Source organism: Roseivirga sp. BDSF3-8 (assembly GCF_041449215.1).
Classification (GTDB): domain Bacteria; phylum Bacteroidota; class Bacteroidia; order Cytophagales; family Cyclobacteriaceae; genus JBGNFV01.
On the sequence record NZ_JBGNFV010000001.1, the window covers coordinates 2,344,029 to 2,370,439 of the forward strand.

Annotated in this window: 22 protein-coding genes; 17 read left to right on the forward strand and 5 right to left on the reverse strand. The window is 48.8% G+C overall.

The window, feature by feature from the left end:
• Positions 1-21: 21 nt before the first annotated feature.
• The 4 genes from AB9P05_RS09685 to AB9P05_RS09700 all read left to right on the forward strand — a co-directional run bounded on the left by AB9P05_RS09685 (position 22) and on the right by AB9P05_RS09700 (position 5,721).
• Positions 22-3,153, forward strand: a complete 3,132-nt coding sequence (locus tag AB9P05_RS09685) for a T9SS type A sorting domain-containing protein (RefSeq protein ID WP_371908623.1) — start codon at positions 22-24, stop codon at positions 3,151-3,153.
• 117 nt (positions 3,154-3,270) lie between these two features.
• Positions 3,271-3,798, forward strand: coding sequence for a hypothetical protein (locus tag AB9P05_RS09690; RefSeq protein ID WP_371908624.1), 528 nt, complete (start codon positions 3,271-3,273; stop codon positions 3,796-3,798).
• 666 nt (positions 3,799-4,464) lie between these two features.
• On the forward strand, positions 4,465-4,635 hold the full coding sequence (locus AB9P05_RS09695) for a hypothetical protein (RefSeq protein ID WP_371908625.1): 171 nt from the start codon (positions 4,465-4,467) through the stop codon (positions 4,633-4,635).
• Between the two features lie 39 nt (positions 4,636-4,674).
• A complete protein-coding gene (locus AB9P05_RS09700; protein WP_371908626.1) occupies positions 4,675-5,721 on the forward strand; it encodes a tetratricopeptide repeat protein in 1,047 nt (348 codons plus the stop codon).
• Positions 5,722-6,725: 1,004 nt separating this feature from the next.
• Here the strand turns inward: AB9P05_RS09700 and AB9P05_RS09705 are convergent.
• From AB9P05_RS09705 to AB9P05_RS09720, 4 genes are all read right to left on the reverse strand, one after another.
• Positions 6,726-8,081: a hypothetical protein gene (locus AB9P05_RS09705; RefSeq protein WP_371908627.1), complete on the reverse strand. Its 1,356-nt coding sequence runs from the start codon at positions 8,079-8,081 to the stop codon at positions 6,726-6,728.
• 4 nt (positions 8,082-8,085) lie between these two features.
• The gene (locus AB9P05_RS09710) at positions 8,086-10,278 is read right to left on the reverse strand and encodes a DGQHR domain-containing protein (RefSeq protein WP_371908628.1); all 2,193 of its coding nucleotides are present in this window, start codon (positions 10,276-10,278) and stop codon (positions 8,086-8,088) included.
• Positions 10,279-11,475 carry a DNA adenine methylase gene (locus tag AB9P05_RS09715; protein WP_371908629.1) on the reverse strand — a complete coding sequence of 399 codons (1,197 nt, stop codon included), beginning with the start codon at positions 11,473-11,475 and terminating at the stop codon, positions 10,279-10,281.
• 118 nt (positions 11,476-11,593) lie between these two features.
• Positions 11,594-11,998 carry a helix-turn-helix transcriptional regulator gene (locus AB9P05_RS09720; protein WP_371908630.1) on the reverse strand — a complete coding sequence of 135 codons (405 nt, stop codon included), beginning with the start codon at positions 11,996-11,998 and terminating at the stop codon, positions 11,594-11,596.
• Positions 11,999-12,720: 722 nt separating this feature from the next.
• On the opposite strand from AB9P05_RS09720, the gene AB9P05_RS09725 reads away from it, so the two are divergent.
• The 11 genes from AB9P05_RS09725 to rodA all read left to right on the forward strand — a co-directional run bounded on the left by AB9P05_RS09725 (position 12,721) and on the right by rodA (position 24,554).
• Positions 12,721-13,305: a hypothetical protein gene (locus AB9P05_RS09725; RefSeq protein ID WP_371908631.1), complete on the forward strand. Its 585-nt coding sequence runs from the start codon at positions 12,721-12,723 to the stop codon at positions 13,303-13,305.
• 293 nt (positions 13,306-13,598) lie between these two features.
• The gene (locus tag AB9P05_RS09730) at positions 13,599-14,507 is read left to right on the forward strand and encodes a hypothetical protein (RefSeq protein WP_371908632.1); all 909 of its coding nucleotides are present in this window, start codon (positions 13,599-13,601) and stop codon (positions 14,505-14,507) included.
• A gap of 474 nt (positions 14,508-14,981) precedes the next feature.
• Positions 14,982-15,779 (forward strand): Rossmann-like and DUF2520 domain-containing protein, encoded by a 798-nt coding sequence (locus AB9P05_RS09735; protein WP_371908633.1) that lies wholly within the window; start codon positions 14,982-14,984, stop codon positions 15,777-15,779.
• Positions 15,780-15,851: 72 nt separating this feature from the next.
• Positions 15,852-16,802: a geranylgeranylglycerol-phosphate geranylgeranyltransferase gene (locus AB9P05_RS09740; RefSeq protein WP_371908634.1), complete on the forward strand. Its 951-nt coding sequence runs from the start codon at positions 15,852-15,854 to the stop codon at positions 16,800-16,802.
• Positions 16,803-16,837: 35 nt separating this feature from the next.
• Positions 16,838-17,410, forward strand: coding sequence for a phosphoribosylglycinamide formyltransferase (locus AB9P05_RS09745; RefSeq protein WP_371908635.1), 573 nt, complete (start codon positions 16,838-16,840; stop codon positions 17,408-17,410).
• Between the two features lie 38 nt (positions 17,411-17,448).
• Positions 17,449-18,975, forward strand: a complete 1,527-nt coding sequence (gene purH, locus AB9P05_RS09750; protein WP_371908636.1) for a bifunctional phosphoribosylaminoimidazolecarboxamide formyltransferase/IMP cyclohydrolase — start codon at positions 17,449-17,451, stop codon at positions 18,973-18,975.
• 93 nt (positions 18,976-19,068) lie between these two features.
• The gene (locus AB9P05_RS09755; protein WP_371908637.1) at positions 19,069-20,097 is read left to right on the forward strand and encodes a rod shape-determining protein; all 1,029 of its coding nucleotides are present in this window, start codon (positions 19,069-19,071) and stop codon (positions 20,095-20,097) included.
• Positions 20,098-20,104: 7 nt separating this feature from the next.
• Positions 20,105-20,935 (forward strand): rod shape-determining protein MreC, encoded by an 831-nt coding sequence (gene mreC / locus AB9P05_RS09760; RefSeq protein WP_371908638.1) that lies wholly within the window; start codon positions 20,105-20,107, stop codon positions 20,933-20,935.
• A complete protein-coding gene (locus AB9P05_RS09765) occupies positions 20,932-21,456 on the forward strand; it encodes a Rod shape-determining protein MreD (protein WP_371908639.1) in 525 nt (174 codons plus the stop codon). Before mreC ends, AB9P05_RS09765 begins: the two co-directional genes overlap by 4 nt.
• A complete protein-coding gene (gene mrdA, locus AB9P05_RS09770; RefSeq protein ID WP_371908640.1) occupies positions 21,453-23,258 on the forward strand; it encodes a penicillin-binding protein 2 in 1,806 nt (601 codons plus the stop codon). The genes AB9P05_RS09765 and mrdA overlap by 4 nt, the downstream gene beginning before the upstream one ends.
• Before the next feature lie 21 nt (positions 23,259-23,279).
• Positions 23,280-24,554 (forward strand): rod shape-determining protein RodA, encoded by a 1,275-nt coding sequence (rodA, locus tag AB9P05_RS09775; RefSeq protein ID WP_371908641.1) that lies wholly within the window; start codon positions 23,280-23,282, stop codon positions 24,552-24,554.
• A gap of 7 nt (positions 24,555-24,561) precedes the next feature.
• Here rodA and AB9P05_RS09780 read toward each other — a convergent pair whose 3' ends face one another.
• Positions 24,562-24,996, reverse strand: a complete 435-nt coding sequence (locus AB9P05_RS09780; RefSeq protein ID WP_371908642.1) for a hypothetical protein — start codon at positions 24,994-24,996, stop codon at positions 24,562-24,564.
• A 67-nt stretch (positions 24,997-25,063) separates the two neighbouring features.
• Here AB9P05_RS09780 and AB9P05_RS09785 point away from each other — a divergent pair, with 67 nt between their 5' ends.
• Positions 25,064-25,969, forward strand: a complete 906-nt coding sequence (locus tag AB9P05_RS09785) for a DUF72 domain-containing protein (RefSeq protein WP_371908643.1) — start codon at positions 25,064-25,066, stop codon at positions 25,967-25,969.
• A gap of 12 nt (positions 25,970-25,981) precedes the next feature.
• The gene (locus AB9P05_RS09790; RefSeq protein WP_371908644.1) at positions 25,982-26,404 is read left to right on the forward strand and encodes a hypothetical protein; all 423 of its coding nucleotides are present in this window, start codon (positions 25,982-25,984) and stop codon (positions 26,402-26,404) included.
• Positions 26,405-26,411 lie beyond the last annotated feature (7 nt).

A 26,411-nucleotide genomic window follows, 5' to 3' on the forward strand; every position in this document is an offset into this window, starting at 1 on the left:
AATCAACAAACAATAATATCTATGAAAAACGTAACGCGTAGCCTGCTGGCTATGGTGGCCGGGCTGTGCTTTAGCCTCAGCGCCCTGGCCCAGGCAGAAGATGAGGTGCACGACCGCATGCGCCACATCTTTGCGCAGGTAGACCCGGCCTATGTGCCCAGTAACCTGCTCTATGACTATGGTTATAACCTCGCCGATGTGGCCCCCTACCAGGGCCAGCCCGGCACTACCGCCGCCACCGACTACCTCGGCTGGCAGGCCCTCTATGCCTCCCTGTACAGCATGCAGTTCAGCAGCTATACCATGGAAGAGCCCGCCGTGGTGCACCAGCGCATCATGCAGAGTGCCATAGCCGTCACCGAAACCCTGGGCGATAACGGCGTGAGCAGCCCGGTCACCATGCCCGTGATGGACTATGCCTACCAGCGCTTCCGCACCGATGGCCTGCCGGGAGGCTATGTGGAGATTGTCAATGAGCAGGTAGTCCATAAGCAGGGCAATCCGTTTACCACCGCCCACGCCGTGGCCATGGTCCCCCGCCGCAACCAACTCCGCGGCCCCTCCCAGACCTTTGTGTTTGTGGACAGCCTTTACTTTACTAACACCGGCGCGCCCCTTCCCGCCCTCAGCGTAGACCTGGGCGACGGCAGCGGCTACCGGTCCGTTAGCTGGAACAGCCCCGTGGCTGCCTGGTACGGGGCCGACGGCCGCAAGGACATCCGCCTGCGCATGAGCCATGCCGACGGCACCCTGCGCGAGGCCTATACCCAGGTGCAGATAAGCGGGGTACCCGCCCTGGCCAAGAGCGCCCCCGCCACCCGATACGCCGGCAACCCCCGCGACGTGGAGGTCTTCAGCTTCCTGGAGCCCGAGGCCGTCGTCACCCGCGTATACGCCAATAATGACGGCGTGCTGCGCAAGCCCTTTATTGTGGTGGAAGGCTTCGACCCCTGGCACCTGATCGCGCCGGACGACCCCACCCAGAATTATGACGTGGACAATTTTCTTGAGCAGCCTAGCGGGGTTTCTGCAGTTGTTAATCTGGATTATCCCGGTCAGCGCCTCTCCGACTTTCTGGAAGAGAACGGCTACGACATCGTGTTTGTGGACTGGGTCGACGGCAGCGACATCTACAGCCCCAATATGAACATACTGCTGCAGGTGATACAGGCCGTCAACGACGACAAAGCCGCTGCCGGCAGCACCGAGCCCAACGTCATGCTGGGCCTGAGCATGGGCGGCATACAGGGCGCCAATGCCATGCTCCTCGCCGAAGAGAAGGACTACGACCACCAGATAAGCCTCTTCATCAATAATGACGTGCCCTACCAGGGAGCAAACATACCTGTCGCCTTTCAGCTCGGCCTCAAGCACGTCGCCGGCCTCAAGCTGAAAGTAGGGCCCCTCGGCCTCATCGGCAAAAAGTTGGTCGTACGCGAAATGCTCCCCGCCATACAAATGGGCATGGACGTGCTGAACTCCTACGGCGCCAACTCCCTGCTCCGCTACCAGGCCCGTAACGAAGGCAACACCGTGGCCCTCGATGCCGACCCCATTGACCTGCGGGGACTTGAGTTTACCCGGCAGTATCCCTTTGTAGATCCCGCCCGCACCCGCATGGTCGCCCTGGCTAACGGGCATGAGTGCGGCGACCGCCAGGCCTTTGCCGCCGGCACCTCCCTTTTTCAACTCAGTGGCACCTACAGCCTGCCCTACCTGTGGAACCTGCTCGGTACGGCCCTGACGCCCCTCACCAGCCGCCCTGGGCTGTTTGTACTGGGGCCGGTGACCACCCAAAACGACCTGAAGTGGGACATCAAACTCAATGCCCTGCCCGATGACGGCCCTGCGCGCATATACCGCAACAAGGTATGGATGGAGAAAAAAATCCTGTGGACCATACCCGTGAGCCAGGCGCTAACGGACGTGAACATCGACAGTAAGGCCGGCATGCTGCCGCTGGACAATGCCCCCGGCGGCACCATGGGCATGAGCGCCGTGGATGAGGAAGTACCCGAAGAGGTGCTGAAGCTGCTGCCCGTGACCGAGTTCAGCTTTGTGCCTACCGTAAGCGCCCTGGACGTGCAGGAGCCGGACGGCAGCCTGCCCCCGCAGGAGGCGCTCTACCTGCGCTACAGCGGTACGGCGGCCATGCCCACCGGCCTGCAAACTCCCATGGTCAACTACATTACCGAGAACGTCACCAACCAGCCCCACCTGCTGCTGTCCCAGACAAAAGGCCGGTGGCTGGCGGACGAGCTGGAAGGCCTCAGCCTCGGCCAGCCCTGCGCAGGCCGCTGCGGCTGGCGGCCGGAGGTAAGCCTGCCCGGCACCGTGTGCAGCGGCGATGAGGTCACCCTGTCCGTCAATAACCCCTTCGGCTTTCCCCTCACCTGGATCACCGATGAGCGCTTAGAGGTCATCGCCGAAAGCGGCAATACCCTCACCGTACGTACCGCCGAAGGCATGACCGGCCTCAGCTACCCCGTCACCGTAGAACTGGATGCCGGCGACTGCGGCATCTACAGCACCCCGGTTGCCCACCTCACCGTGGGCGACCTGGACCAGCAGGCCCTGAGCGGCGAGCTGCAGGGCAGTAGTACCCTGTCGCTGGACTCCGAGACCACCTTTTACGTCTCTGCCGTGAGTAATGTAGAAAGCTACGAGTGGCTGGTGCCCGAAGGCTGGCAGGTACAAAACCTGGGCTGGAAGGCCAACATCACCCCCACCACCACCGGCCCCGCCCGGGTGATGGTCAAGCTGCGCAACGGCTGCAACTTCGCCACCGACTACATCGATGTATGCGTCAGCGGCAATGGCTATAGCTGCGGAGGTTCGTCTGAGCCCTGCGGTACGGTCACAGACCCCTGCGAAGGGCCGGGCAACCCCACCGAGCGCAGCGTGCTGCCGGAGTTTTATCCTAATCCGGCGGGGAATATGATTACCGTACGCTTTCCGCCGGAGGCGCAGCAGCAGCCCGGCCGTAACCTCTACCGCGTGCGGATACGCGATAACCGCATGCAGACGGTACTAAAGCAGCAGAACCACGAGCGCACAAGCACCCTGGATGTGAGCGGCCTGCCTGCAGGCCTGTACACCATCGAGCTATGGTGGAAGGGCGGCTCCGTGACCGAGCAGCTTATTATAGACTAACAACAGGCAGATAAAAGGAGGTGGCCCCGGGCACAGCGTGCAGGGGGTTGCCTCCTTCCCTTGTCCTACCTATTGGAAAAATACCCGTATATTTACCACGATTAATTCAGCATAGCCATGCACCGATTGACCAGCATCTGCTTCATTGTCGCCTTGCTTATACTCCCCGGCTGCTTCCTGTTCGGAGGCGATGATGATAACCCCAGGCCCGCACCTATCCCCCCCATAGAGCAACTGCCCCCGCTTACCACCGAAGGCAAAGGCACCTTTGGCTGCCTCATAAATGGAGAGGCTTTTGTGAGTTATTATCCCAATGCATTGGCTGATTTTAGTGTATTTGATAAAATATCTCTTAGAGCAGATTTTAGGGATGAAAATGCTAGTGTAGGTTTAGCTATTGAACCTTATAATAAAGAAGAAGTAAGATTTAATTATCCTGACTCAGACATGCAGTTCAATATTAGGTATGATAGCCTTTACTGCGACTACCGCGCCTGGGACAATATCGAGGGCTGGGTGGAGATTGTGGAGTACAATCCTTTTGAGAAATATGTGTCGGGTACCTTTGAATACACCGCCGTGAACGAGACCTGCGATACCCTACGGGTAACCGATGGCCGGTTTGACCTCAGAGTCATTCGTTAATCCCGTAACCCCTCTCCCCAAACAGATAATTCAATTACTCTGTAACTCTATTACTCAATCATTCACTCATTAACTTCTCAGCCATCCGCCACCCCATCCATCTACCCCCCCCAACTCAAAACTCAAAACTCAAAACTCAAAACTCAACACTAAAAACTCAACACTCCCCACTCAATTACTCTGTAACTCTATTACTCAATCATTCACTTCTCAGCCATCCGCCACCCCATCCATCTACCACCCCCAACTCAACACTAAAAACTCAACACTCCCCACTCAATTACTCAATCATTCACTCATTAACTTCTCAGCCATCCGCCACCCCATCCATCTACCACCCCCAACTCAACACTAAAAACTCAACACTCCCCACTCAATTACTCTGTAACTCAATTACTCTATCATTCACTCATTAACTTCTCAGCCATCCGCCACAAGCCGCGATCAATCGCGCCTCTACCGGCAACACCCCAGCTCAACACCCCCAACTCACAACTCTATTAATCAATTATTCTGTTACTCAATCATTCCATAATTCACTCATTACGCTGTAACGCTATTCCTCTATCATTCTATTACTCAAAATGCTTATCTTGCCTACCGGTTCCTTTTGCCCGCATGGCACAGGACCCCAATTGCATCACCAAATAGAATACTGACATCCTGATGAAAGCCGCACTAAAACAGTATGCCTTTCACCCCGCCCGCATATACGGAGGGGCCAAAAATGAATCCACAGACCCATACCGGACTGCTTCTGTAGCCGATGGGGGAACCGTCGGCACCGAACCGCCGATTAGACAGGGAGGCACTGAAGAGGAAGAGTCGACTAATTAAGATACGCCTGCCATAGACCACTGAACTAGCTAAATAAGAATGAGACCACGCTATATTTTTTTTCTATTTGTATGGGTAATGTTTTCCTGTACCGATATTGATAAGACTGAAGAAGACCTTTCCAAGACCCACTTTCAAAGAGGAAAAACAGCTCTTGAAGCAGAAGATATTCCCGGAGCGATTGAGAATTTAGAGCTTGCAGATAATTTTTCAGAAGAGGGAAACTTTCAGGAAGATATACGATATAACCTGGCCTATGCCTATTACTATAGCGCTTCCTATGAGCAGGCCTTATCTGTATTAAATGATCTGCCCGGTGAATTAGACGTGCTTTGGCTTAAAGGACTATGCTTAAGATACAATGAGCAATACGACGAAGCCATCCAAGCCTTTAATGAGGCCATCACGCTGTTACCCGCAGACTCAAAGCAGGTATTAGACCTTAAAAACTGGATTGCCAATTGCTATATCGATAAGGGAAATATTCAAGAGGCCATTGATGTATTAGAATCAATTGCGCAGACGGATAATAATAGCCACATCATTACAGAGGTCAAAACTAATTTGGGCTTTGCATTGATACAGGTAGCCTCTTATCAGGAGTCAATTCAAATACTTGAAGAGGCCCTTGCCACTGAGGAAATGACCATGGCTAAAATCAACCTCGCCGAAGCCTATTATCGCCATGGCGATGCCCCCCGGGCTGCCACCCTCGTAGAAGAAGTACTCGCCCACCCAGACCTTACCATCCGTGAGCAGGACCTCGCCCAGTTGCTCAAAGCCGAAATGGCCGGTGCAGACATCACCTACCTCAGGGACCGCCTCAGCCAGCACGACAAGAGCGCCGAAGTCACCCGCGTGCATGCCCAAAAAGGCTACCAGGCCGCCGAGGCCCGCCTGCAAAACCTCGAAGAGCGCCGCGCCGCCAATAACCGCCAGCTCGCCTTCATCATACTCGGAGGCATTGCCCTGCTCGCCGCCATGCAGTTCGCCTTCTACACCATCCGTTACCGCAACAAAGTCCGCTACATGCGCGAGCGCATCGGCTACCTCCTCGACCTCGACAGCGACCACACCCAAACCTGAACCCTCACCCTTACACCAAAACCGTCAGCCCAGCCAGCAATTGCCCTTCCCGGGGTGAATATCCTCAAGCTAAGCACTAAAATTCCCCTCCTGTGGTAATAGGAGAGGGGATCAAAAAACGCGAAGGCGGGTTTTATTTCGGGGAGGTCCGACTTTCGGTGGTCCGACTTTCGGAGGTACTGGCAGAATGCTTTTTAAAGCAGTCAGTTACGGCAGCTTCTAATGCATTCCGCTGGGCGGCATCCCGCTGGGCGGCATCCCGCTGGGCCGGCATTCCGGAGGTTCGACTTTCGTGGTCCGGCATCCCCGGCCCCTCAGGGTAGCCCCTTCGGCCTATTATTTTCACCTCATTATATCATCCTACCCTGAGCCAGGTGATGAGATTTTGCCAGCGCGGCCTATTCGGCGCCTTAATCACCTGTGCCTAACATAGGCCAGCCCCTTCGGGGCGCTGCCTTTGTAGCCAATAATGCAAACCAACCATAAGTGCCGTAGGCACGCAGCCTAAGCCCGTAGGTAAGAGTGTAAGTGGCTAAAAAAAATAGAATGTTAGCCATTCCCCGCCCTTTGGTGGTCCGGCAATCCGGCGGGGACCGGTTGGAGAAATTTCGAAGAAATTCACCAACCAGGGGCGGGCCGGCTTCCGGCGAGCAGCCATGCAGGGCTCCGGCAGAATGTTCCTGGCTGGCCGGCTGCTACCCGGTGTTTACTCCCCCATCCTCAAGGTGTCATTTTCCGCCTTTACAAACTCCCCCTTACTAAAAACCGGGACCAACCACACTAGCGCACCATAAAAGAATGGGAAACCACTTTGAGCTGGAGTAGGGGAGGGCAGTTCAAGAAAGGTTATTTACTATTTTCACCAGTAAGCTTAAGCTGATACCGGATCTCGGTTCTTTTGAAGTACAAAAATTCCTCTTTATTTATATTGATAGGATTGAAGCTGGGTAATACTGCCATGGTATCTTTTAGATAATTAAAAATCGGGGAATTGGAATTATCTTCTAAATTGCTATGCCCCATAATCCAGCTCTATGAAACTGTTTGTAAAAATTCATAGCACCTGGTATCTTATAATCCTCATATAACTCTGCCAAAGTAAGTGTTGTGCCCTTCTTTGCTCCCCATTCCGCTACCTCATCAATGTATTCTTTTAAATCTTCCCACATGTCACAAAAATCCTCCGGTATATTTCCGTTTTGCCAGAATCCATTTTCAATTCCGAAATTATCCCACAAAAAGTCCAAATCTGCTTTTGATATTCCAGCTTTGGAGTAAATCATTGATACATTTCCAGTAGCGATTCTAAGCATTAGTGTTGCTCTCGCAACGACTGAGAGTGGGTTAAGCAATCCTGTCGTTGGATTAACAGCATGATTATTTGCTTCGGTAAATAACGGATGGGAAATAGGGGTATTATCAGATAGAAATTTAATGAGGGAACTAGAATGACTCAAGCCCAAATTATTGAAGGTGTCCTTAATTAAATCTTCAAGTGAGTTATTGTTGCGGATAGTAGGGGAAAGTGATTTATATAAATTTTGTAACAAAATCCGTAAAAGAAATTTATCCAGTAGATGAAACCTATTTGTTTGTTCAGGTTCAAAAAGCTCCCAGAAAGTACTTAAATGGCTAATAACGCTGTGCAAGTTTAATCCACCAGTATTACTGGTTATTCTTTTAGGCCGATAACTTACTTCATTACGTTTTTGCCGATCATCTCTGTAGGATTTAACATCAAAATTCCACTGGGCTAACCATCTCATCACTAGAGCCGATCCCGTAATTAGTGTAGCATGAGGGAATGCATTTAGCCATTCATCAAATGTTTTACCATTAACCATAAATGCTTGAAGCATGTCTAAAGTTGGCTTATTCGATGATTTTGACCATTTTTCAATTGCATTCCAGACGAATTGGTGTGTTCCGTCTTGTCTAGCAATACTTGGGTTCTTTGAGACAGTAAAATTTGAGCCTATATTCAAATGGTCGAAATTAAAGACTCCAACCCCTTCAGTGGCCAGGAATGACATTGAGGCTCTCAACTCTGCATAATACCCAAGGTGGACAGGGATTCCATTATCACCTTTTAAAATACTTTCAATTGCATGTGACAAATAAACCCATCCATCAAGTAGGTGGAGTAATGAAGATGCTGAAAGGTAGGTTGTTATTTCATTGATTTTAAGATTGGTTCCAGTAGGTTTGAAGTGGTTTTTAACAGCGTCCATCGCATTAATGCACAATGGATTACTTGGATCAATCAATCTTCCATTAACGATGTGGGACTTTTTCAATTCCTTCGCCCCATCAATTACAGGGATGCTGGAGGCGCTGTCAATAAAACTTTGCAATGCCATTATTTCATCGAATGAATTGTTCTAGCTTTTCTGCCTGCTTTCTAATAACATTATTAGAAGATTTCATAAATATTTGGGCTAAGGAGTTCCAAACCTCTTTGTAGCCACTTCCTCCTTTGTATTTCATTTGTTTATCTTTCTGTTCTGGATTGTCAGCAAAGTCTGCTGAAGCTGTTCGCCAATCTAATTTTGGAATTTCTTTGGCAAAAGCTTGCATTACCGTATATAAAGAATGTGATTTAAATTCACTGATCGCTTTATCAATACTTTCACTTTCGATTGCTTTATCATCCAGATCATCTTCCCATTCAATTTCATTCAAATTCCATTCATCTGAATCCGCCAAAGAATAGAAAAAGTCATTGGCAAACATTGATATACCTCTAACGCCCTGATCTCTCGATAAGAGAGAGTTTTTTGAGGTAAAAGCAGGATCTAAAACATCTACAAAGTCTTCCCTTTTTTCATTTTTTCGAATGCTAATAGCCCATTCTTCTTTGCATTTATCTTCATCAACTGAATGGGCAATTAAGTCCCATATAAGAATAAGAAATCCAGCTTGTTGGGTTCGGTTCCACGTGATAACTTGAATTTTTTGGCCATGCTTAATAATATCGGAAAATAGACCACCCATTCCCCGAGAGGTTTGTTCAACGGTTTTCTTGAAAAATGAATTTGTTAATGCACGAATAAATGCTGATTGGCTTATATTACCATCTCCTTCGCCAAGCATCTTTATACGGTTTTTCCATGGGCTTTCTTTATATGACCAAAGAGCTTCAACTAGCTCCTGTGCCCTATTTTCTCTGTAGAAAATAAGACCTTCCTTGGAGCTTTCTAGCCATTTTTGGGTTCTCAATAGTGGGTAGAGGTCATACCCCAAACTAGTATTTATTTTTACAGGCTTGATATTAATAGTATAAAACAAATAAGCCTGCCAAGCTCGATCTAGATTATAATATGCGACTACCGGTAGTTCATAACTACCATTAACTTCTTCGTTTTCATCAAAAGCCCATAAGCGATGTTGCCCATCTATAATTTCCATGGGTTTCAAATCAGGGTCCCATTCTTCATTAAAAACATCGTCTGGAAGAGTTAGCTCGATTATGTCAGCATCTGTATTTGGTACTTTGATTAAATCAGACTGCTTCATGATACTAGAACCTCTTTCGGCTTCTGGTCCAAGAATATTTGCAATTATGGCTGTAGGAAGAATGCCTGGCATTTTCAAATCTCTGTATTCAGACGATTCCTGTTGGTTTCTCGAGATAGTTGACCAAGGAAAACCTCCATGTATATAATTATGAATCTCTTCTGATCGAGAGGTACTATGTGCTCTTTGGGTATTATGATCCTCTGACCGCGATTTCTCTGCTTTTCTTCGATGAACATCTGACAAACGTTTCAATAAACGTGCATCCATCTTAAACATGTAGAAATTCGGTTCTGGCTTGGCCCTTAGTTCATCTGAGTTAAACTCTATAGTATTCCATTCGGAGAGCCACTGATTAACCCTAAATGCTTGTATTTTTTGATACTTTTTTAACTGTTCAAGATTGTATTTTAAGCTACTATCTATTAAGCTTTTTCCTTCTAACCAGTCTTTAAATGCCTCTTTGGTAAGGCTAATTGCATTATGAAATTTGTGCCCATAGCAAATGGCATAAAAATCATTTTCTAACTCTTTCTTTGTGTAGCCAACCCTGCTCAGCCTTTCGAAGAGTAATTGCTTAAATAACTTCCCTACCGCTCCTCTCTCATATAGTGGGGTCAGATCATAAGGAACCTCATCTTTTCGCCTAGAACTATTAGGAGCAGCGCCAGATTCGACCAACGCACTCCTGAGGTTGGTATAATTCTTTCCTCTTTGCATTATTAGAACCCCTTTCATATCACCAGTTGAATGAATTTCGGCAAAATCCTCGATGTTCTGATAATGAGTGAAAATTGCTGCTAGAAGTCCAAAAAGGCGTTTTTGGTTAGGGTATTTTTGCAGATCCAACCAATATTGTGGAATGGGGTCTGAGAGCTTTTTTATTCCAAGGAATTTCCTAAGAATAGGTTCATCCAGTTCAACTTCCTTCTTAAGGTATTTATTAAGCTCTTCCTCACTCGAAATACTATTTAACACTTGGACAGCGCTGTATTTTGTCCAAGAAGCTGTTAAGCTGGAAATGTCTCTAAGCTTTGCCATTTAAATACGTTTAAAAAGGATAGCGTATTCTTTCACATCATGATGTCTAATGTCACTTCGCCCCATTTTACTATGAATGTGGTCAATATCAAGGACCTGCCTTTCATAACCTTGATTTAGCGTCTTTTCTGAAATGTTCAGAATATCCTCTAGTGATATCATGCCGGTATCGCTGTAACTTAACACCAAATGAGCATCCCTAAATTTTACACCTTCAAATAGATGCGTGAATGCACCCTCTACCGTTTTTTTCTTGCAAAAGGGAGATTGATGGCGATCATCTCTATAACGCCCTTTAAAAAGGACCTTTGGATAATCATACCTTACAAGGGTTTCTAATATATGATAGAAACGTGAATAATGCACTGACTGATAAGGTGGGTCTGCATACACAATAGATCCTTTTTCAATTATTCGGAGGCAGTCGATGTAATCTAATGTGGTGGTCTTGAACTCAGAGGCACCTCCATTTATGGAGGTAGTTAATTCTATAAATTTTCTTTCGAAATAAGGCCATAAGTCTTTCTTCCTATAGATGATAATATCATTCATGGAACTTTCAGTATTAGCATCTCTATACTGCGCATAGTGTCCTGTACTTTGAGAAGTATAAGACATTGAAAAAATCAAACAGGATAAGATTACATAGTAGTGTGGTTTGTCCTTATATTCTTCAGCTATGGCACGCATTGCATCTATCCACATACATTGTTCAAAAGACCAATATGTCCCTGAATAGTATCTGGTGAATAAATGAAAATCATCTTTGAAGGTCTTTTGTATCAGGTTTTGCTGAGCTTGTTCGAGCTCTACAAAGTCATTCAAACTGGTAGCTTCACTGTAGTCAAAATTAAAAGGGTATTTAGAATGAAAATGAGAAAGGCGCTCTAATAATTTGCTATGTATCTCTTTAACTGCTAGTGGACTTACTGTATTTTTTAAATTTAATAGATAGGTTTGAGCGAGAATGGCAGAATAGCTTTGGATGTCATTTGCATGAATATTGTATATCCCCTTAAAAGATCCAGCTACTACACCTGTCCCTGAGAAAAGATCACAAAACCAATTTGTATTGACGTTAAGTCTATCGACAGAAGATTTTACAAAATCAATTATCTCCCGTTTTGAACCCATATACTTCAAAAGATGAGGAATCTTAGGGTTTTTGGCATCTCGCGTTTCAGATCTTCGCTTCATCTTTGATAAGTTCCCGAACAGTCAATTTATCTCTATGTGGCAAGGTATCAATTTCTTAACATGAACCCACATTTTTGGAAGGTGTGAAAAATATAGTTTTGATCATACCATAATTTGCCTACCTCTCCATCAGCCCCCTCAGCACCCGCTTGATCTCCTCGCGGTCCTGCTCCAGCCTTTGGTTGCGGCTGCGGGCCACATCCAGTTCCTTTTGCAGCGCCAGGCAGTGGCTCACCAGGTCCATCTTATTTAGCTGCATCAGTTCGTCACTCTGCAGCGAGGCCACTCCCGGATTAGCCCCTGCGCTTCGTACGTTTTTTTCTATACGACCCGCCTGTAGCTCATGTAGAGGTATGTCATAGAACTTCGCGATCAGCACCTGCTTTTCATGCGGCACATCCCGCGAGCCCGTTTCGTACATACCATACGCCGCCCGCGTAATGCCCAGGTATCCGGCTACGTCCTCCTGTTTCAGGGCGTTGCGCTTTCGCAGTATCCGGATGTTTTCCTGTAGCCTTTCCATTCCTGGCAAATATAGCTTTTTTAGCCTTTTTGATAAGACAACGCAACAGTCAGGCGACAGCAAATGCAACTCACATGTGCTAATAAGATGTTTAAACAATAAAAATGTTGCGTAAATATTTTGAAAAGTAACAGGAGGTTCGTACTATTGTATCAGATAGCGATTGAGTTGCTTTATCAGCCCTTCAGTTGCATTTCCATGAACCAGTTATTTCGCATGACCTATACCCTTTGCTGTACATACCCTGAGCCTGACACCCCCGCCTGTGTAATATGACAGGTCTATAATATTATATCTTTTATTCATAGCTGGTGATGTAACCCGGACCGTAATGGTTCGGGTTTTTGTGCTTATAGCCTATTATACATTACGTAACCTTTTCACCGCCTTGTCCAGGTTGTAACGCTCCATAATGATCTATATGTCAATTTATTGCATTTAACCAGTTCATTTTATTTACGTATATGGGCAAAACATTACATGTACCTATCTTATACAAAAAATTTCCGTCCGGTAATTTCTCAATTTATTTTTCCAATACCATTCTTGTTTTTAAGTATCTGTAAAACAGGTATTTCCAATTTTAAATAGGTAAATTTTAGGTCCATTTATCGCAGAATGCCAGTGTAAAAAAACACTATATTATTACACAAGTCGCTCATTGTGCGCCACCTGGCCTATAATTGCATCATTGTTTCACACATAAATAAACATGAAAAACAATGGCAATTATTAAAGACAACGTTTGGGTAGAAGGCGCTAGTGGCGCAGCCCGCAAAGGATCTATCGTGTACAGGCAAAGAATGGGCCGCACCCTCGTAAGCGGGCGCCCTTCCAGTAGTAGCGTACCCGCTACAGACCGGCAAATAGCCCACCGGGAGCGCTTTAACCGCGCTACCGTATATGCTAAGCTTGCCTTGCAGAACGATCAGTTGAGGGAACGCTACGAAGACGCCGCAGCAGGCACCAGGCTATCCGCCTATAACATGGCGGTACGTGACAGCCTTAAGGCACCTAAGATCGAGACCATTAGCCTCGATGAGTATGACGGTACCACCGGTAGCCGCATATTCGTTCTTGCCTACGATGATTTTGAGCTTAAAAGCCTTAAAGTCAGACTTCATAATGGGGCGGGTAACACCCTCCAGGAAGGCGATGCCACCCTGGCCGATGATCGCGCCCTCTATGCCTACACCCTCACCGCTGATGTCACCAGTACCCCCGTCTATGCTACCGCTATAGCCGAGGATCATGCCGGTAACGTCACCGAGTATGAAGTAGAGGTTGTGTCTGGAATGCCCGGATAAGCGTTACATTCATTGCTATGCAAAAAGGCCGCCCCCGGGTGGCCTTTTTTATGCCCCTTATAAAGGCATCCATGAGCCTAATAGAGGCCAGTCCTGCCCCCCTTCCTCCTTTTATCTGATTCCCGTGTATATATGCGCCTCATTTATTTTTCACGCAACATTAATATTCATTAATTCACATATGGCAATTAGTTGTTGCTTTTATGTGGGTCGTAGATGTGGCCTTTTGGCTGCCGGTCCCCCTAAAGCACCTTTGGCCCGCAGCAGATAAATAATAACAGAGCACAGTAATAATGAGTGATACCACCAGCCTCCAGGAAAGACTTGTCGGACATGGTGACATTAAAGAGATCGCCCGCATCACCGGGTTCAATGTCAGCTACGTACGCAAAGTGCTTAACAAAGGCAGGAAGAACGACCTCGTATTTGATATAGCCGCAGACCTCATCACCATGCGCCAAAAGGTCAGAGAGAAATACGCCTCCTATCATAAAGAGCACAAAGAAGTCAGGCGGTTTACAGACATCAGCCGGATAGAGACCATTCTATTGGATCTTCAGTTTCGCCCCGTCCGGCGTAGCTTTGATGCCGCCTGCCATCAGCTCGAGAAGCTTACCCACGACAGCAGGGTAGGAGATACCCTGACCGGCCTTGCCCAACAGTTCAGGCAATATGAAAGCCAGCTACTCCAGTCCCTCGACTGGCTATACGCCCAGCGCATCCTCATTCAGGCAGAGCCCGCTCCTCTGGACCTCTATGCCCTGCTAAATACTAGCGTGGACGCCCTTGCCAGCTATACCACCCGGCATAAAGTGACCATAACCGCCACCCCCCGGGATGTCCCCCGGCCCATGGCCGACCCCTTCCTTACCGGCCTCCTCATCCGTTCCCTGCTTTTCCAGCTTATACGCATCACCGCGGCCGGGGGCCATATCGCCTTCAGCATACCTGACAGCCACCCTGAAAGCCCTGCCTTACAGATAGACTGCCAGCCATGTCTTCTTACCCCCCATAACTTCGAGTTGCTCAACAGCACCGACCTCCTGCGCCACACCAATCCACGTGCCGAGTCCCCCGAGACCGCCGCAGCCGCCGCCCGCCACATCATGTCCCTCCAGCGCGGCAGCATCTCCTTCACCATGCACCCCGACAAAAAAGGCACCATCCTCATCCACTTCAACGCCGCCCCCCTCATTCAATAACTATTGATCACCACTAAATACTCACCACTCTATTACTCATCAATTCCATCATTACCCACCCCCCTCAATTACTCTATTATTCTATTACTCAATCATTCACTCATTCCCTCATTCAAAATTCACTCATTAACTTCTCAGCCATCCACCAACCCATCCATCTACCGCCCCCAACTCAACACTCAACACTCAAAACTCAAAACCCCCCACTCAATTACTCTATTATTCTGTTACTCAATCATTCACTCATTAACTACCCTGCCATCCTCATCCCCATCAATCTACGTCTCTCCAACTCAATTACTCAACAATCCCATCATTCCCTCATTCAAAATTCATTCATTACCCACCCCACTCAATTACTCTGTAACTCTATTACTCAATCATTCCCCCATTCCCTCCTTCAAAATTCATTCATTATATTGAGGCCTCTTTTTTTAGAGTCCACTGTGTCATTTTTTAAAACAACTACCACTTATGGCAGGAAAGTACGAACTCACCATTATCGGCGCAGGCAACCTTGCCTGGCATGTCGCCCCCGCATTTGAGCGGCTAGGCCATGTAGTCCGTGAAGTATATAGCAGAGATATCAGGAATGCAGAAAAGCTTGCCACCAGGCTCGAATCCGCCACCCCTGTAGAGTCCCTTGACTTCAGCGAAAGCACCGCCCGCATATTTCTCATTGCCAGCAGCGACGACGCCGTCCCCGAGCTCGTCAGCCGCCTCATATTACCTGAGCGCGCCCTGCTTGCCCATACTTCCGGCGCTCTTAGTATAGATGTCCTTGACCATCCCGGTGCCTGGGCCAGGGGAGTATTTTACCCCATACAGACATTCTCAAAGGAAAAGGATGTGAACTTCGAAGGCATACCCGTGTGCATTGAGGCCACTAATGAGGAGGCTGAGGAATACCTTATCAATATGGCCCACTCCATCAGTAAGAAAGTCTACCGCGTAGAGAGCCGTGACCGCCTCAGTCTTCATGTAGCCGCTGTCTTTGCCTGTAATTTCACCAACCACATGCTACGCGCCAGTGCCGAGATACTCCAGGGCCAGGACCTCAAACTCGACATGCTTAAGCCCCTCATACGGGAAACGCTTAATAATAGCCTCGAGATCTCCCCCGAAAAGGCCCAGACCGGCCCTGCCCGCCGCGGTGACCGGCAAACTATTGCCAAACACATGGACTTTCTTAACCAAAGCCCCGATAAAGCCCGGCTGTATAAGCTCATCAGTGAAGACATCCTGCAGACCTATACCCATCACCACGAGTAAGCCAGCCAGAAACTTTTAATAGAATCATCCGCTTTTGTTGGTGTAGTCCGTTTCATACCTCTATTTTTGAATGTGACAAAAAGCCCCACCGCCAAGGCACACCCCCCTATGGCCGCCCCCCATAGCGACCAGAGGAAATCCTTTGGCCCTGAGCCTCCTGCAGACCCGGGGCTCCGGGGCTTCTGGCACATGGTCGCGCGCCTCATTCGCGTGCAGAACCTCGGCATCATAGTCCTTACCCAGTACATGGCCGCCCTCTTTCTCGCAGGCGAGCCCCCACAGTGGAAGCGCTACCTCCTCGATCCCGACCTCTTCCTTATCTCACTCAGCACCATTTGCATCGCAGCCGCAGGCTACATCATAAACGATTACTATGATGTCAAGATCGATTACATCAATAAGCCCGATAAGGTAGTCATAGGCAAAGGCCTCACCAGGCGCAAAGCCATGCTCGCCCATACCATACTCAATTTTGCCGGAGTCGCTATGGCCATACTCGTCTCCTGGCAGATAGGCCTCATACACCTTACCTCCAGCTTCCTCCTCTGGCTATACAGCAATCAGCTCAAGCGCATTGCCTTTGTCGGCAACTTCACCGTGGCACTCCTCACCGCAGCCAGCCTCCTCGTCATAGCCGTTCACTACCCCTATCACCCCTTTCTCATCACCACCTACGCCATATACGCCTTTTCCATCACCCTCGTAAGAGAGATCATCAAAGACCTTGAAGACGTACGCGGCGACAGAAGCTTCGGCTGTAAGACCCTCCCCATAGTCTGGGGCATGAGAAAGACCAAAAGCTTCCTCTATGTCCTCTGTGGCCTCTTTATATTCATTCTTTTTTACATGGCCTCCTATCTGCAAAACACTGTGCTCAATATATACTTTCTATTACTGATCGTGCCCATTACCCTATTCGTATACAAGCTCGTGTATGCCGATACCAGGCGCGCCTTCGGTACACTCAGTACCTACTGCAAGCTATTGATGCTAAGCGGTATACTGAGCATGATATTTTTTTAATAGCTGATTAATGATGACCAAACCCGATCCGCTGTATGCATAAGATCGCCGTATTTGCCTCCGGTTCAGGCTCCAATGCCCGGAAGATATTCGAACACTTCAAAGACCATCCTGAAATTAGTGTCACCCTGCTCCTGAGCAATAAGCCCAACGCCCCCGTTATGCAGCATGCTAAAGACATGCGCATACCCGCCCTCTCCTTCACCAGGGAAGACCTCTACGAGAACGGCCGGGTGCTCGACCTGCTCCGGGAGTTTAAAATAGACTTCATAGCCCTCGCAGGCTTTCTATGGCTGGTACCCCACTCCCTCACCAGCGCCTATCCCGACAGGATTGTCAACATTCACCCCGCCCTCCTGCCCAAGTACGGCGGTAAAGGCATGTACGGCATGAATGTACACCGCGCCGTAAAAGAAGCCGCCGAGGCCGTGTCCGGCATGACCATACACCTCGTAAATGAAAAGTATGATGAAGGCAAGGTACTCTTTCAGGCCACTACCGACCTTGAGCCCGCCGATGCGCCCGAAGACATCGCCGCTAAGGTGCTGGCGCTGGAACATCGCCATTATCCTCAAGTCATACAGACTTACATTGAGAATAATTTATAAAAATTTCTAGTTTTACGCCCTGACAAAACTCCCCGACCATGTCTCTAAAAAAAATACAATCCGCCTTAATTTCTGTCTATTATAAAGACAATCTGGAGCCTATTGTAAAGCTACTCGATGCTGCCGGAGTACAAATTTTCAGTACCGGTGGCACCCGCTCCTTTATAGAGGACCTGGGCATTAAGGTTACGGCTGTCGAAGACATCACCGACTACCCCTCCATACTCGGCGGCAGAGTCAAGACCCTGCACCCCAAAGTATTCGGCGGCATACTTGCCAGAAGAGACCACCAGGAGGACACCCAGCACATCAATACCTATGAGCTACCTCTGATAGACCTCGTCATCGTAGACCTCTACCCCTTTGAGGAGACAGTATCGTCCGGAGCCGCAGAACAGGACATCATCGAGAAAATAGATATCGGAGGCATATCACTCATCCGCGCCGCCGCCAAAAACTTCAAAGATGTCACCATAGTAAGCTCACGCGAGCAGTATGCCGAGCTCCAGACCATCCTTGAAGAAAAGAACTGCCACACCAGCATTGAGGATAGAAAATACCTCGCTGCCAGGGCATTTGACATCTCCAGTCACTACGACACCGCCATCTTCAACTACTTCAACGAAGGAGATAAGCTCCCCCGCTTCAAGAACAGCCAGCGCACCAGCCGCGTACTCCGCTACGGAGAAAACCCCCACCAGCAAGGCATATTTTACGGCCGCCTGGAGGACATGTTCTCACAGCTTAACGGGAAAGAGCTTAGCTATAACAACCTCGTAGACATAGATGCAGCCGTCTCCCTGATAGAGGAGTTTCCTGACACCACCACCTTTGCCATACTCAAGCATACCAATGCCTGCGGAGTGGCCCACGGAAGCACCGTTAAGGAAGCCTACACCAATGCACTCGCCGCTGATCCCGTTTCAGCCTTCGGCGGAGTCCTCGTCAGCAATGCCAAAATTGATAAAGATTCCGCAGAGGAATTACATAAGTTATTTTTCGAGGTTTTAATCGCCCCCGGCTTTGACGACGACGCCCTCCAAATACTCAGGGGCAAGAAGAACCGCGTTCTTTTGCAGCAACATAAAGGGCTGGAAACTAAGAAACAGCATAAGAGTATTCTTAACGGAACTATTGTTCAGGATCGTGACCTTAGTAGTGAGAGTACCGATGATTTTAATGCAGTGACTGAACGTAAGGTTGACGAAAATGAAGCCCAGGCGCTCGTGTTCGCTGCAAAAATTGCAAAGCATACTAAGAGCAATACCATTGTGCTGGCTAAAAAGGGCCAGTTGCTCGCCAGTGGCGTAGGGCAGACCTCACGCGTCGATGCCCTTAAGCAAGCCATAGAAAAGGCCAGAAACTTTGGTTTTGATCTTAAGGGTGCCGTTATGGCCTCCGATGCCTTCTTCCCTTTTTCCGACTGTGTGCAGATCGCACATGAGGCAGGCATCACCGCGGTAGTACAGCCCGGAGGTAGCATAAGAGATGAAGATTCCATTGGTTTTTGTGACAGAAACAACATGGCCATGGTATTTACCGGGGTGCGCCATTTCAAACATTGAAAAAAAGGCACGCCACACGCTCAGAGACATTTGTAATTAGTAACTTTCGGGGAAATAAAATTTGTTATGCCCTAAAGCTAAGGGAAATACGAAATGGGATTGTTTGACTTTTTCTCCAGTGATATAGCGATCGACCTGGGAACAGCGAATACGTTGATCATACATAAAGATAAGATTGTAGTGGACGAGCCGTCGATCATTGCAATCGACCGTACCACTTCCAAGGTCCTTGCCATAGGCAGAGAGGCCATGCAGATGCATGAAAAAACGCATGAAAATATCAAAACCATCCGCCCGCTTAAGGACGGCGTGATTGCAGATTTCCATGCGGCCGAGCACATGATCAGAGGGATGATCAAGATGATCGACAACGGCAAGAAAAAAATGTTCCCCTCCAGCCATCGCATGGTCATATGCATTCCCTCCGGTATTACCGAAGTGGAAAAACGTGCCGTGCGTGACTCCGCCGAACATGCCGGGGCTAAGGAAGTATACATGATCCATGAGCCCCTTGCCGCTGCTGTAGGGATAGGCATTGACATAGAAAGGCCCGTAGGGTCCATGATCGTAGACATAGGCGGGGGTACCACCGAGATCGCCGTGATTGCCCTCAGTGGTATTGTCTGCGACCAGTCCATACGCGTCGCCGGAGATACCTTTAACAAAGACATACTCGACTACATGCGCCGCCAGCATAACCTGCTTATCGGTGAGCGCTCTGCCGAAAAGGTCAAAATGGAAGTAGGCTCAGCCCTTACCGAACTCGATGATGCCCCCGAAGACTACGAGATCCGTGGGCGCGACCTCATGACAGGCATACCCAAGGTAATCAAGATCAGCTACAGCGAGATCGCCTTCGCCATCGACAAATCCATTTCCAAGATAGAAGAAGCCGTGCTCAAAGCCCTCGAGATATCACCTCCCGAGCTTTCTGCAGATATATACGATAACGGTATTCACCTTACCGGTGGAGGTGCCTTGCTAAGAGGCCTGGACAAGAGGCTCGCCCTTAAGACTAAGCTACCTATTCACGTAGCAGAGGATCCTTTGAGAGCCGTAGTGAGAGGCACAGGCCTTGCACTTAAGAACCTCGATTCATACAAGGCAGTACTGATGACCTAAGGAGTAAATGCGGTCATTATTAAAGGTAATATACCGTTATCGCGCGTTCTTTATTTTCATATTGCTGGAATTGGTATGCACCTACCTCATAGTTCGGAATAACAACTACCAGGGCGCCGCCTTTTTTAATTCCTCCAATGCCCTTGTAGGCAATCTGCTCGAGACACAGTCCGGTATTACCGGGTACCTCTCCCTCAAGGAGGCCAATAAGGAACTCGCCGCAGAGAATGCCCGCCTTAGGGCAGAGCTCGATGTACTTGAAGATGTCGCCGATACCGCCGGCAACATCTTCCGCAAAACCGTGCTTCTGGAAGACTACCAATACATCCCTGCCAGGGTCATTAATAACAGCACCCGGAGGTATAATAACTACCTCACCCTTAATAAGGGGGAAAAAGATAGCATCAAAGCCGGCATGGGCGTCATAGGGCCCGGAGGCGTAGTTGGCCGCGTAAAGGCCGTATCTGAGAATTTCGCCACCGTAATTAGCGTATTGCATAATGATATGCTCATAAGCAGCCAGGTACGCCGTACCGGCTACTTTGGCAGCACCTCATGGCCAGGCAAAGACGCCTCTACCGCAGAGCTGAAATTTATTCCACGCTCAGAGAGTGTAATGCAAGGCGATACCATCATTACCTCCGGATATAATGCCGTCTATCCCGGCGGCGTACTTGTCGGAATTGTCGAAGAAGTAAAGCTCAGAGAAGACGCCTCTTTTTACGATATCAAACTCAGGCTCTCCACCGACTTTGGCAACCTGTCATACGTCTACGTGGTGGAGAATAAAATGAAAGAAGAAAGAGACAGTATAGAAAATGTAGCCATTACCCCATGAATGGAGCCCGCCTTATAGGACATCTGCTGGCTTTTGCCGCCTACCTGCTGCTGCAGGTGCTCATATTCAGGAATGTGGTGCTCTTCGACACCGCCTTCTGCTTCATCTATATTGGTGCCCTCCTCATGCTGCCTTTTGACATAGGGCGCCTTCCCGCCATGCTGCTCGGCTTTATCTGCGGCCTGGTCGTAGATATTTTTTACGACAGTTTGGGAATTCATGCCGCCGCCTCTGTGTTCATGATGTATCTGAGGCCTTACTGGATCAATCTGATCACACCACGGGGAGGGTACGAGAACGTGTCAACACCCCGGCTCAAGCTGCTGGGAAGCCAATGGTTTGCAACCTATGCCATTGCCCTTTCATTCGTACACCATCTTATCCTCTTTTACGTGGAAGTAGGGAGTTTTCACTTATTCTTTTTTACGCTTAGCAAAGTAGTGGCAAGTACACTCCTCACCTTTACTATGCTGGTCGTATTTCAGTATTTGTTCTACTCATCACGTAGGTCTGTTATATGAACGAGAACCGTCACATAGTGGTCATGGCAGTATTTCTGCTCATCGGGCTGATTTTCCTGGGAAGGCTCTTTGCCCTTCAGGTACTGAACGATGAGCTAAAGCTAAAAGCCGAGAATAACCTTAAGCTTAAGGTTACCCAGCACCCCTATCGTGGTCTCATCACCGATCGCAACGGTGAACTCATTGCCTACAACACCCCCCTCTATGACCTTTATGCCACACCCATAAAGACCAAGGGGATAGATACCGCCCGCTTCTGCAACCTCCTCGGAATAACCAAAGAAGAGTATGTCAGGCGCATGGAAGACGCCATCGTTTCAAAACGGTACAGGCTTCCTTATCTCTTCGAAAAGCAGATCTCACACGAAAAATTTGCCAGGCTACAGGATGCCCTCGTAGACTTCAATGGCTTTTATATAGAACCACGGACCGCCAGGGCCTATAAGCACCCCGTCATGGCCAATGCACTCGGCTACATTGCCGAGATATCCGGCCCCATGCTCGCAGCCGATTCATCTAAATATTACCGCTCAGGAGACTACCTGGGCCACAGCGGCATAGAGAAGTCCTATGAGCCCTTTCTCAGGGGTAAAAGAGGCGTAAAGTATAAGGTTAAGAATGCACTCGGCCGTGAGGTCGGCAGCCTCGAAGAAGGCCGCTTCGACACCCTCGCCATTCCCGGAGAAAACCTCGTTACCACCATAGACCTCGAGCTGCAGAAATATGGCGAGAAACTTATGGCCGGTAAAGTAGGCAGCATCGTAGCCATCGAGCCTGCCACCGGTGAGATACTCGCTATTATCTCAGCCCCTACCTACGATCCTAACCTGCTCTCAGGTAAAAATTATGGTAAAAACTTCGGAGCCCTGCAGCGCGATACACTCGCGCCCCTGTTTAACAGGGCCCTCATGGCTACCTACCCTCCCGGCTCCATGTTCAAGTGCGTGCAGTCACTTATTGCCCTGCAGGAAGGCGTAATTACCGCTACCGAAAAAATATACTGTGACGGCTCCCTCATAGGTGATCACGCCCCCACAGGCTACTACGATGTGCCAAAGGCCATACAGAACTCCAGTAACAACTACTTTGTAAAAGTATTTCGCCGCGTCCTCAATCAGAACGTCAGTGACAACACCTACAAAGACACAGAAATAGGCCTGGAGAAGTGGCAGGAGTATGTACATAACTTTGGCCTCGGCGTTAAGCCACAGGTAGACATACCAAATGCCAAGTCCGGCTACATACCCGGTCCTTCCTACTATAACAACATCTATGGCGAAGGCCGCTGGAAGTTCTCCAACATTTACTCACTCAGTATAGGCCAGGGAGAGATGCTCATCACCCCCTTGCAAATGGCCAACCTCGCCGCCCTTATCGCAAACAGAGGCTATTACTACAGCCCCCACCTCGTAAAGAGCATTGGCACCACCAATCACGTACTCGATGAGTACAAAGAAAAGAACTATGCCGGTATAGACCCCGAGCATTACGAGATGGTCGTGCAGGGCATGGCACAGGTAATCACCCATGGTACCGGACAGTACAGGGCCAAACTAAAAGATATTGAGGTGTGTGGGAAAACCAGTACCGTACAGAACCCCCATGGCGAAGACCACTCCGGCTTTATGGCATTTGCCCCCCGCAATGACCCCAAAATTGCCATTGCCGTGTACGTCGAAAATGCAGGACAGGGAGCCCGTTCCGCTGCCGCCATTGCATCACTCATGATCGAGAAATACATCAAAGGCGGTACCGACCGGCCTTACATAGAAGATTACGTACTCAAAGGAGATTTTCTTTAATAAAATCAGATACAGACAGACTTGAGGAGAGAGGGTAATATATTTTCTAATGTCGATTGGGTCACCGTCATGATCTATTTCGGCCTCGTCATATTCGGCTGGCTCAATATCTATGCCGTCGAGTATAATGCCGAAGACGTCCATAAGATATTCAGCCTGGAGATGAACTCCGGTAAGCAGCTACTCTTTATGGCCGTAGCCCTTATCGCCGGCATCGCCATATTTATCATTGACTTCAAGTTCTACGATCACTTTGCCTACGGCTTCTATGCCCTTGTTATTCTGCTTTTGGTCGCTGTACTCGGCATAGGACCCGTTATTTCCGGAGCCAAATCCTGGATACGCATTGGCCCCTTCGGCCTCCAGCCCTCAGAGTTTGCTAAGTTTGCCACCGCCCTGGCTGTGGCAAAATTTATTTCACAGCGCTCCATGAAGTTCGATCGCCTCGATAAGGACTTCCTCGTACTCTGCGGTATCATCCTCCTTCCCATGGCCCTTATCGTCATACAGGGAGATGCCGGTACCGCCCTCGTGTTTGGCTCCTTCGTGTTTGTGCTATACCGCGAAGGCCTTACCCCCTGGGTACTTATTGCCGGCTTTATCGGGCTCGCACTCTTTATTCTTACCCTGTGGGTAGGCCCCGAGTACATGTATCTGGCCATAGGCCTCCTCATACTACTCGCTCTTGGCCTCTTTAGTAAGATGAAGTTCTGGCGCATAGTAGGCATACTTGCCGCTGGTATCGTCTTCTTTACAGTAGTTTTTGGCGTAGACTTCTTTGTAAACGATGTCCTGCAGCCCCACCAGAGCGCTCGTATCAATGTCCTGTTCGATCCTGAATCAGACCTCCAGGGAGCAGGCTATAACGTAAACCAGAGTAAGATCGCTATTGGCTCAGGAGGCATGTGGGGACAAGGCTTTCTCGAAGGGAGCCAAACCAAGCTCAGCTACGTGCCCGAGCAGCATACAGACTTTATTTTCTGCACCATAGGAGAGGAGCACGGCTGGGCAGGTAGTTTCCTTCTCATTGCCCTCTTCATTACCCTCCTTTACCGCATCATCTTCATTAGTGAAAGGCAAAAAGACCGCTTCATCAGAATTTACGGATACGGCGTCGCCTGCATCCTCTTTTTCCACTTCATGATCAACATAGGCATGACCATCGGGCTTTTTCCCGTTATCGGTATTCCCCTGCCCTTTTTCAGCTACGGAGGTTCCAGCCTGCTCGCTTTTACCACCTTACTCTTCATACTGCTTAAGCTCGATTCCCACCGGAAAAACGCATTCTCAAGGTAGACCCCCTTCAGCCGAAATACTTTTGATACACCGGCTTACGTACCGCAAACTGCACATAAAGCACAGGGTACATAAGCCAGTCCGTCAAAAGAGTGCCCGTGCCGTATGATATATCATCGATGATCTCAGTGCCATCCTTCAGGCCTATAAGCCCGTGGTGGTGCTTCCATCTTTTCAGAAAAAAAGGCAGCTTCCTGCCCTCATCGATAAAATAAAAGCCATTGTCAGAGTAGCCGTGTTCCGTGATGAGACTCGTCCACCGCTGTTTAAATAGCAGGAAGTTCAGCTCCAGGGACACCACGTCATCCTTATGGCAGCCGTCAAAGCGTACCACCTTTACCGGCGGAAAGGGCGGGTTCAGCGCCTTGAATAGCTTTTCATCAAACCCCTCCCTCACGCTTTGCCAGTCCGCATCTACCTTAGTACCAAACCTCAGATTCATAAGTTTACCTTTTACATGTAACCACCGACAATCAATAACCTAAAAACATCACTTTGGTTGATAGCATATGAAGTTTGGAAGACTCGAAAATATTGAAGAAGTAGACTGGCACCTGCCCGAAACCCATCCCGCCACCCCCGACATCCTCAGGCAGCAGGGAGCAGCACCCGTCACCTACTACATCGGCTGCTCCGTGTGGTCCGTCAAAGGCTATGTAGGTAAAGTATTTCCACCCCGTACCCCTGGCAGTAAATACCTCCAGGCCTACGGCAAACAGTTCTATACCGTAGAAGCCAATTCAACCCACTATAACATCCCCACCCTCGATACCATACATAAGTGGAGGGACAGCGTGCAGGATGGGTTTAAGTTCTGCCCTAAGTTTCCCCAGTTCATAAGCCATCGCCGTCAGATGGTTGGTAACCCCGAAGCAATAGACCGCTTTCTCCGGCATATACTTGCCCTCGGAGATAAGCTCGGCACCTCCTTTCTGCAGTTACCCCCCTATTTCAGCGGAGACCGTGCAGATGATCTCATTCAACTCCTCGAATACCTCCCCCGGGACTTTAAATTAGCCCTGGAGTTCAGGCACCCACAGTGGTTTCAGGATACCACACTAATGGACGACATGTTCAGCTATCTTACAGAGCGCCATATCTCTGCTGTCATTAGCGATGTCGCCGGCCGCCGCGATGTCCTCCACCAGCGCCTTACCACACCCCTTCTTTTTCTCCGGTTCAATGGCCATAATCTACACCCCACCGACTACAGCCGAATAGATGCCTGGGTAAAAAGAATAAGCCAATGGGTAGAGGAAGGATTAAAAGAAGTATATATTTTTGTGCATGAGCCTGAGCAGCACCTCAATGCAGACCTGGCCCTATACCTCATAGAGTCCTTGAATAAACAGTGCGATGCAGAAATACCTGTGCCCCACTGGTATGAAAACCAACAAACCAGCCTCTTTTCTTAAGAATTGATAGCCATGCACAACGATACGTCCCAGCCTAAACCCACCGTACCCTATTGGATGAGAGGTGTCCTGCTTTTGGCCTCTTTTTATAACCTTTCCTGGGCTGCCTTCATCTATTGGTTTCCCGATGCTTTTTACCGGTGGGTCACCCAGCGTACAGATGACACCCCCCTCATAATTAGCTGGCAAGCCGTGGGCATTTTTATCTTTTCTATCCTTTACTTCATAGCCGCACTGTACCCCGTACGGTTCCGTTATCTTATTGTCATTGGCATTCTATCTAAGTTTTTCGGAGCTATCTGGTTCTATTATGACATCATGGAGCTCACTGTAAACAAGAAGTTTCTGTTTCATCTCATCGTAAATGACCTTGTGTGGATTCCCGTTTTCATCGTACTAGCTTTTAAAGCGTTTTCTCAGGCTCGGGCCCGCTAGGTTTGCT

Coding starts and splice junctions, on each gene's coding strand:
- AB9P05_RS09705 (WP_371908627.1), bottom strand. CDS start 8,081: ATGGCATTGCAAAGTTTTATTGACAGCGCCTCCAGCATCCCTGTAATT.
- AB9P05_RS09785 (WP_371908643.1), top strand. CDS start 25,064: ATGAAGTTTGGAAGACTCGAAAATATTGAAGAAGTAGACTGGCACCTG.
- AB9P05_RS09790 (WP_371908644.1), top strand. CDS start 25,982: ATGCACAACGATACGTCCCAGCCTAAACCCACCGTACCCTATTGGATG.
- AB9P05_RS09765 (WP_371908639.1), top strand. CDS start 20,932: ATGAATGGAGCCCGCCTTATAGGACATCTGCTGGCTTTTGCCGCCTAC.
- AB9P05_RS09735 (WP_371908633.1), top strand. CDS start 14,982: ATGGCAGGAAAGTACGAACTCACCATTATCGGCGCAGGCAACCTTGCC.
- AB9P05_RS09745 (WP_371908635.1), top strand. CDS start 16,838: ATGCATAAGATCGCCGTATTTGCCTCCGGTTCAGGCTCCAATGCCCGG.
- AB9P05_RS09690 (WP_371908624.1), top strand. CDS start 3,271: ATGCACCGATTGACCAGCATCTGCTTCATTGTCGCCTTGCTTATACTC.
- AB9P05_RS09700 (WP_371908626.1), top strand. CDS start 4,675: ATGAGACCACGCTATATTTTTTTTCTATTTGTATGGGTAATGTTTTCC.
- AB9P05_RS09725 (WP_371908631.1), top strand. CDS start 12,721: ATGGCAATTATTAAAGACAACGTTTGGGTAGAAGGCGCTAGTGGCGCA.
- purH (WP_371908636.1), top strand. CDS start 17,449: ATGTCTCTAAAAAAAATACAATCCGCCTTAATTTCTGTCTATTATAAA.
- AB9P05_RS09695 (WP_371908625.1), top strand. CDS start 4,465: ATGAAAGCCGCACTAAAACAGTATGCCTTTCACCCCGCCCGCATATAC.
- mrdA (WP_371908640.1), top strand. CDS start 21,453: ATGAACGAGAACCGTCACATAGTGGTCATGGCAGTATTTCTGCTCATC.
- AB9P05_RS09780 (WP_371908642.1), bottom strand. CDS start 24,996: ATGAATCTGAGGTTTGGTACTAAGGTAGATGCGGACTGGCAAAGCGTG.
- AB9P05_RS09755 (WP_371908637.1), top strand. CDS start 19,069: ATGGGATTGTTTGACTTTTTCTCCAGTGATATAGCGATCGACCTGGGA.
- mreC (WP_371908638.1), top strand. CDS start 20,105: ATGCGGTCATTATTAAAGGTAATATACCGTTATCGCGCGTTCTTTATT.
- AB9P05_RS09685 (WP_371908623.1), top strand. CDS start 22: ATGAAAAACGTAACGCGTAGCCTGCTGGCTATGGTGGCCGGGCTGTGC.
- AB9P05_RS09720 (WP_371908630.1), bottom strand. CDS start 11,998: ATGGAAAGGCTACAGGAAAACATCCGGATACTGCGAAAGCGCAACGCC.
- AB9P05_RS09715 (WP_371908629.1), bottom strand. CDS start 11,475: ATGAAGCGAAGATCTGAAACGCGAGATGCCAAAAACCCTAAGATTCCT.
- AB9P05_RS09730 (WP_371908632.1), top strand. CDS start 13,599: ATGAGTGATACCACCAGCCTCCAGGAAAGACTTGTCGGACATGGTGAC.
- AB9P05_RS09710 (WP_371908628.1), bottom strand. CDS start 10,278: ATGGCAAAGCTTAGAGACATTTCCAGCTTAACAGCTTCTTGGACAAAA.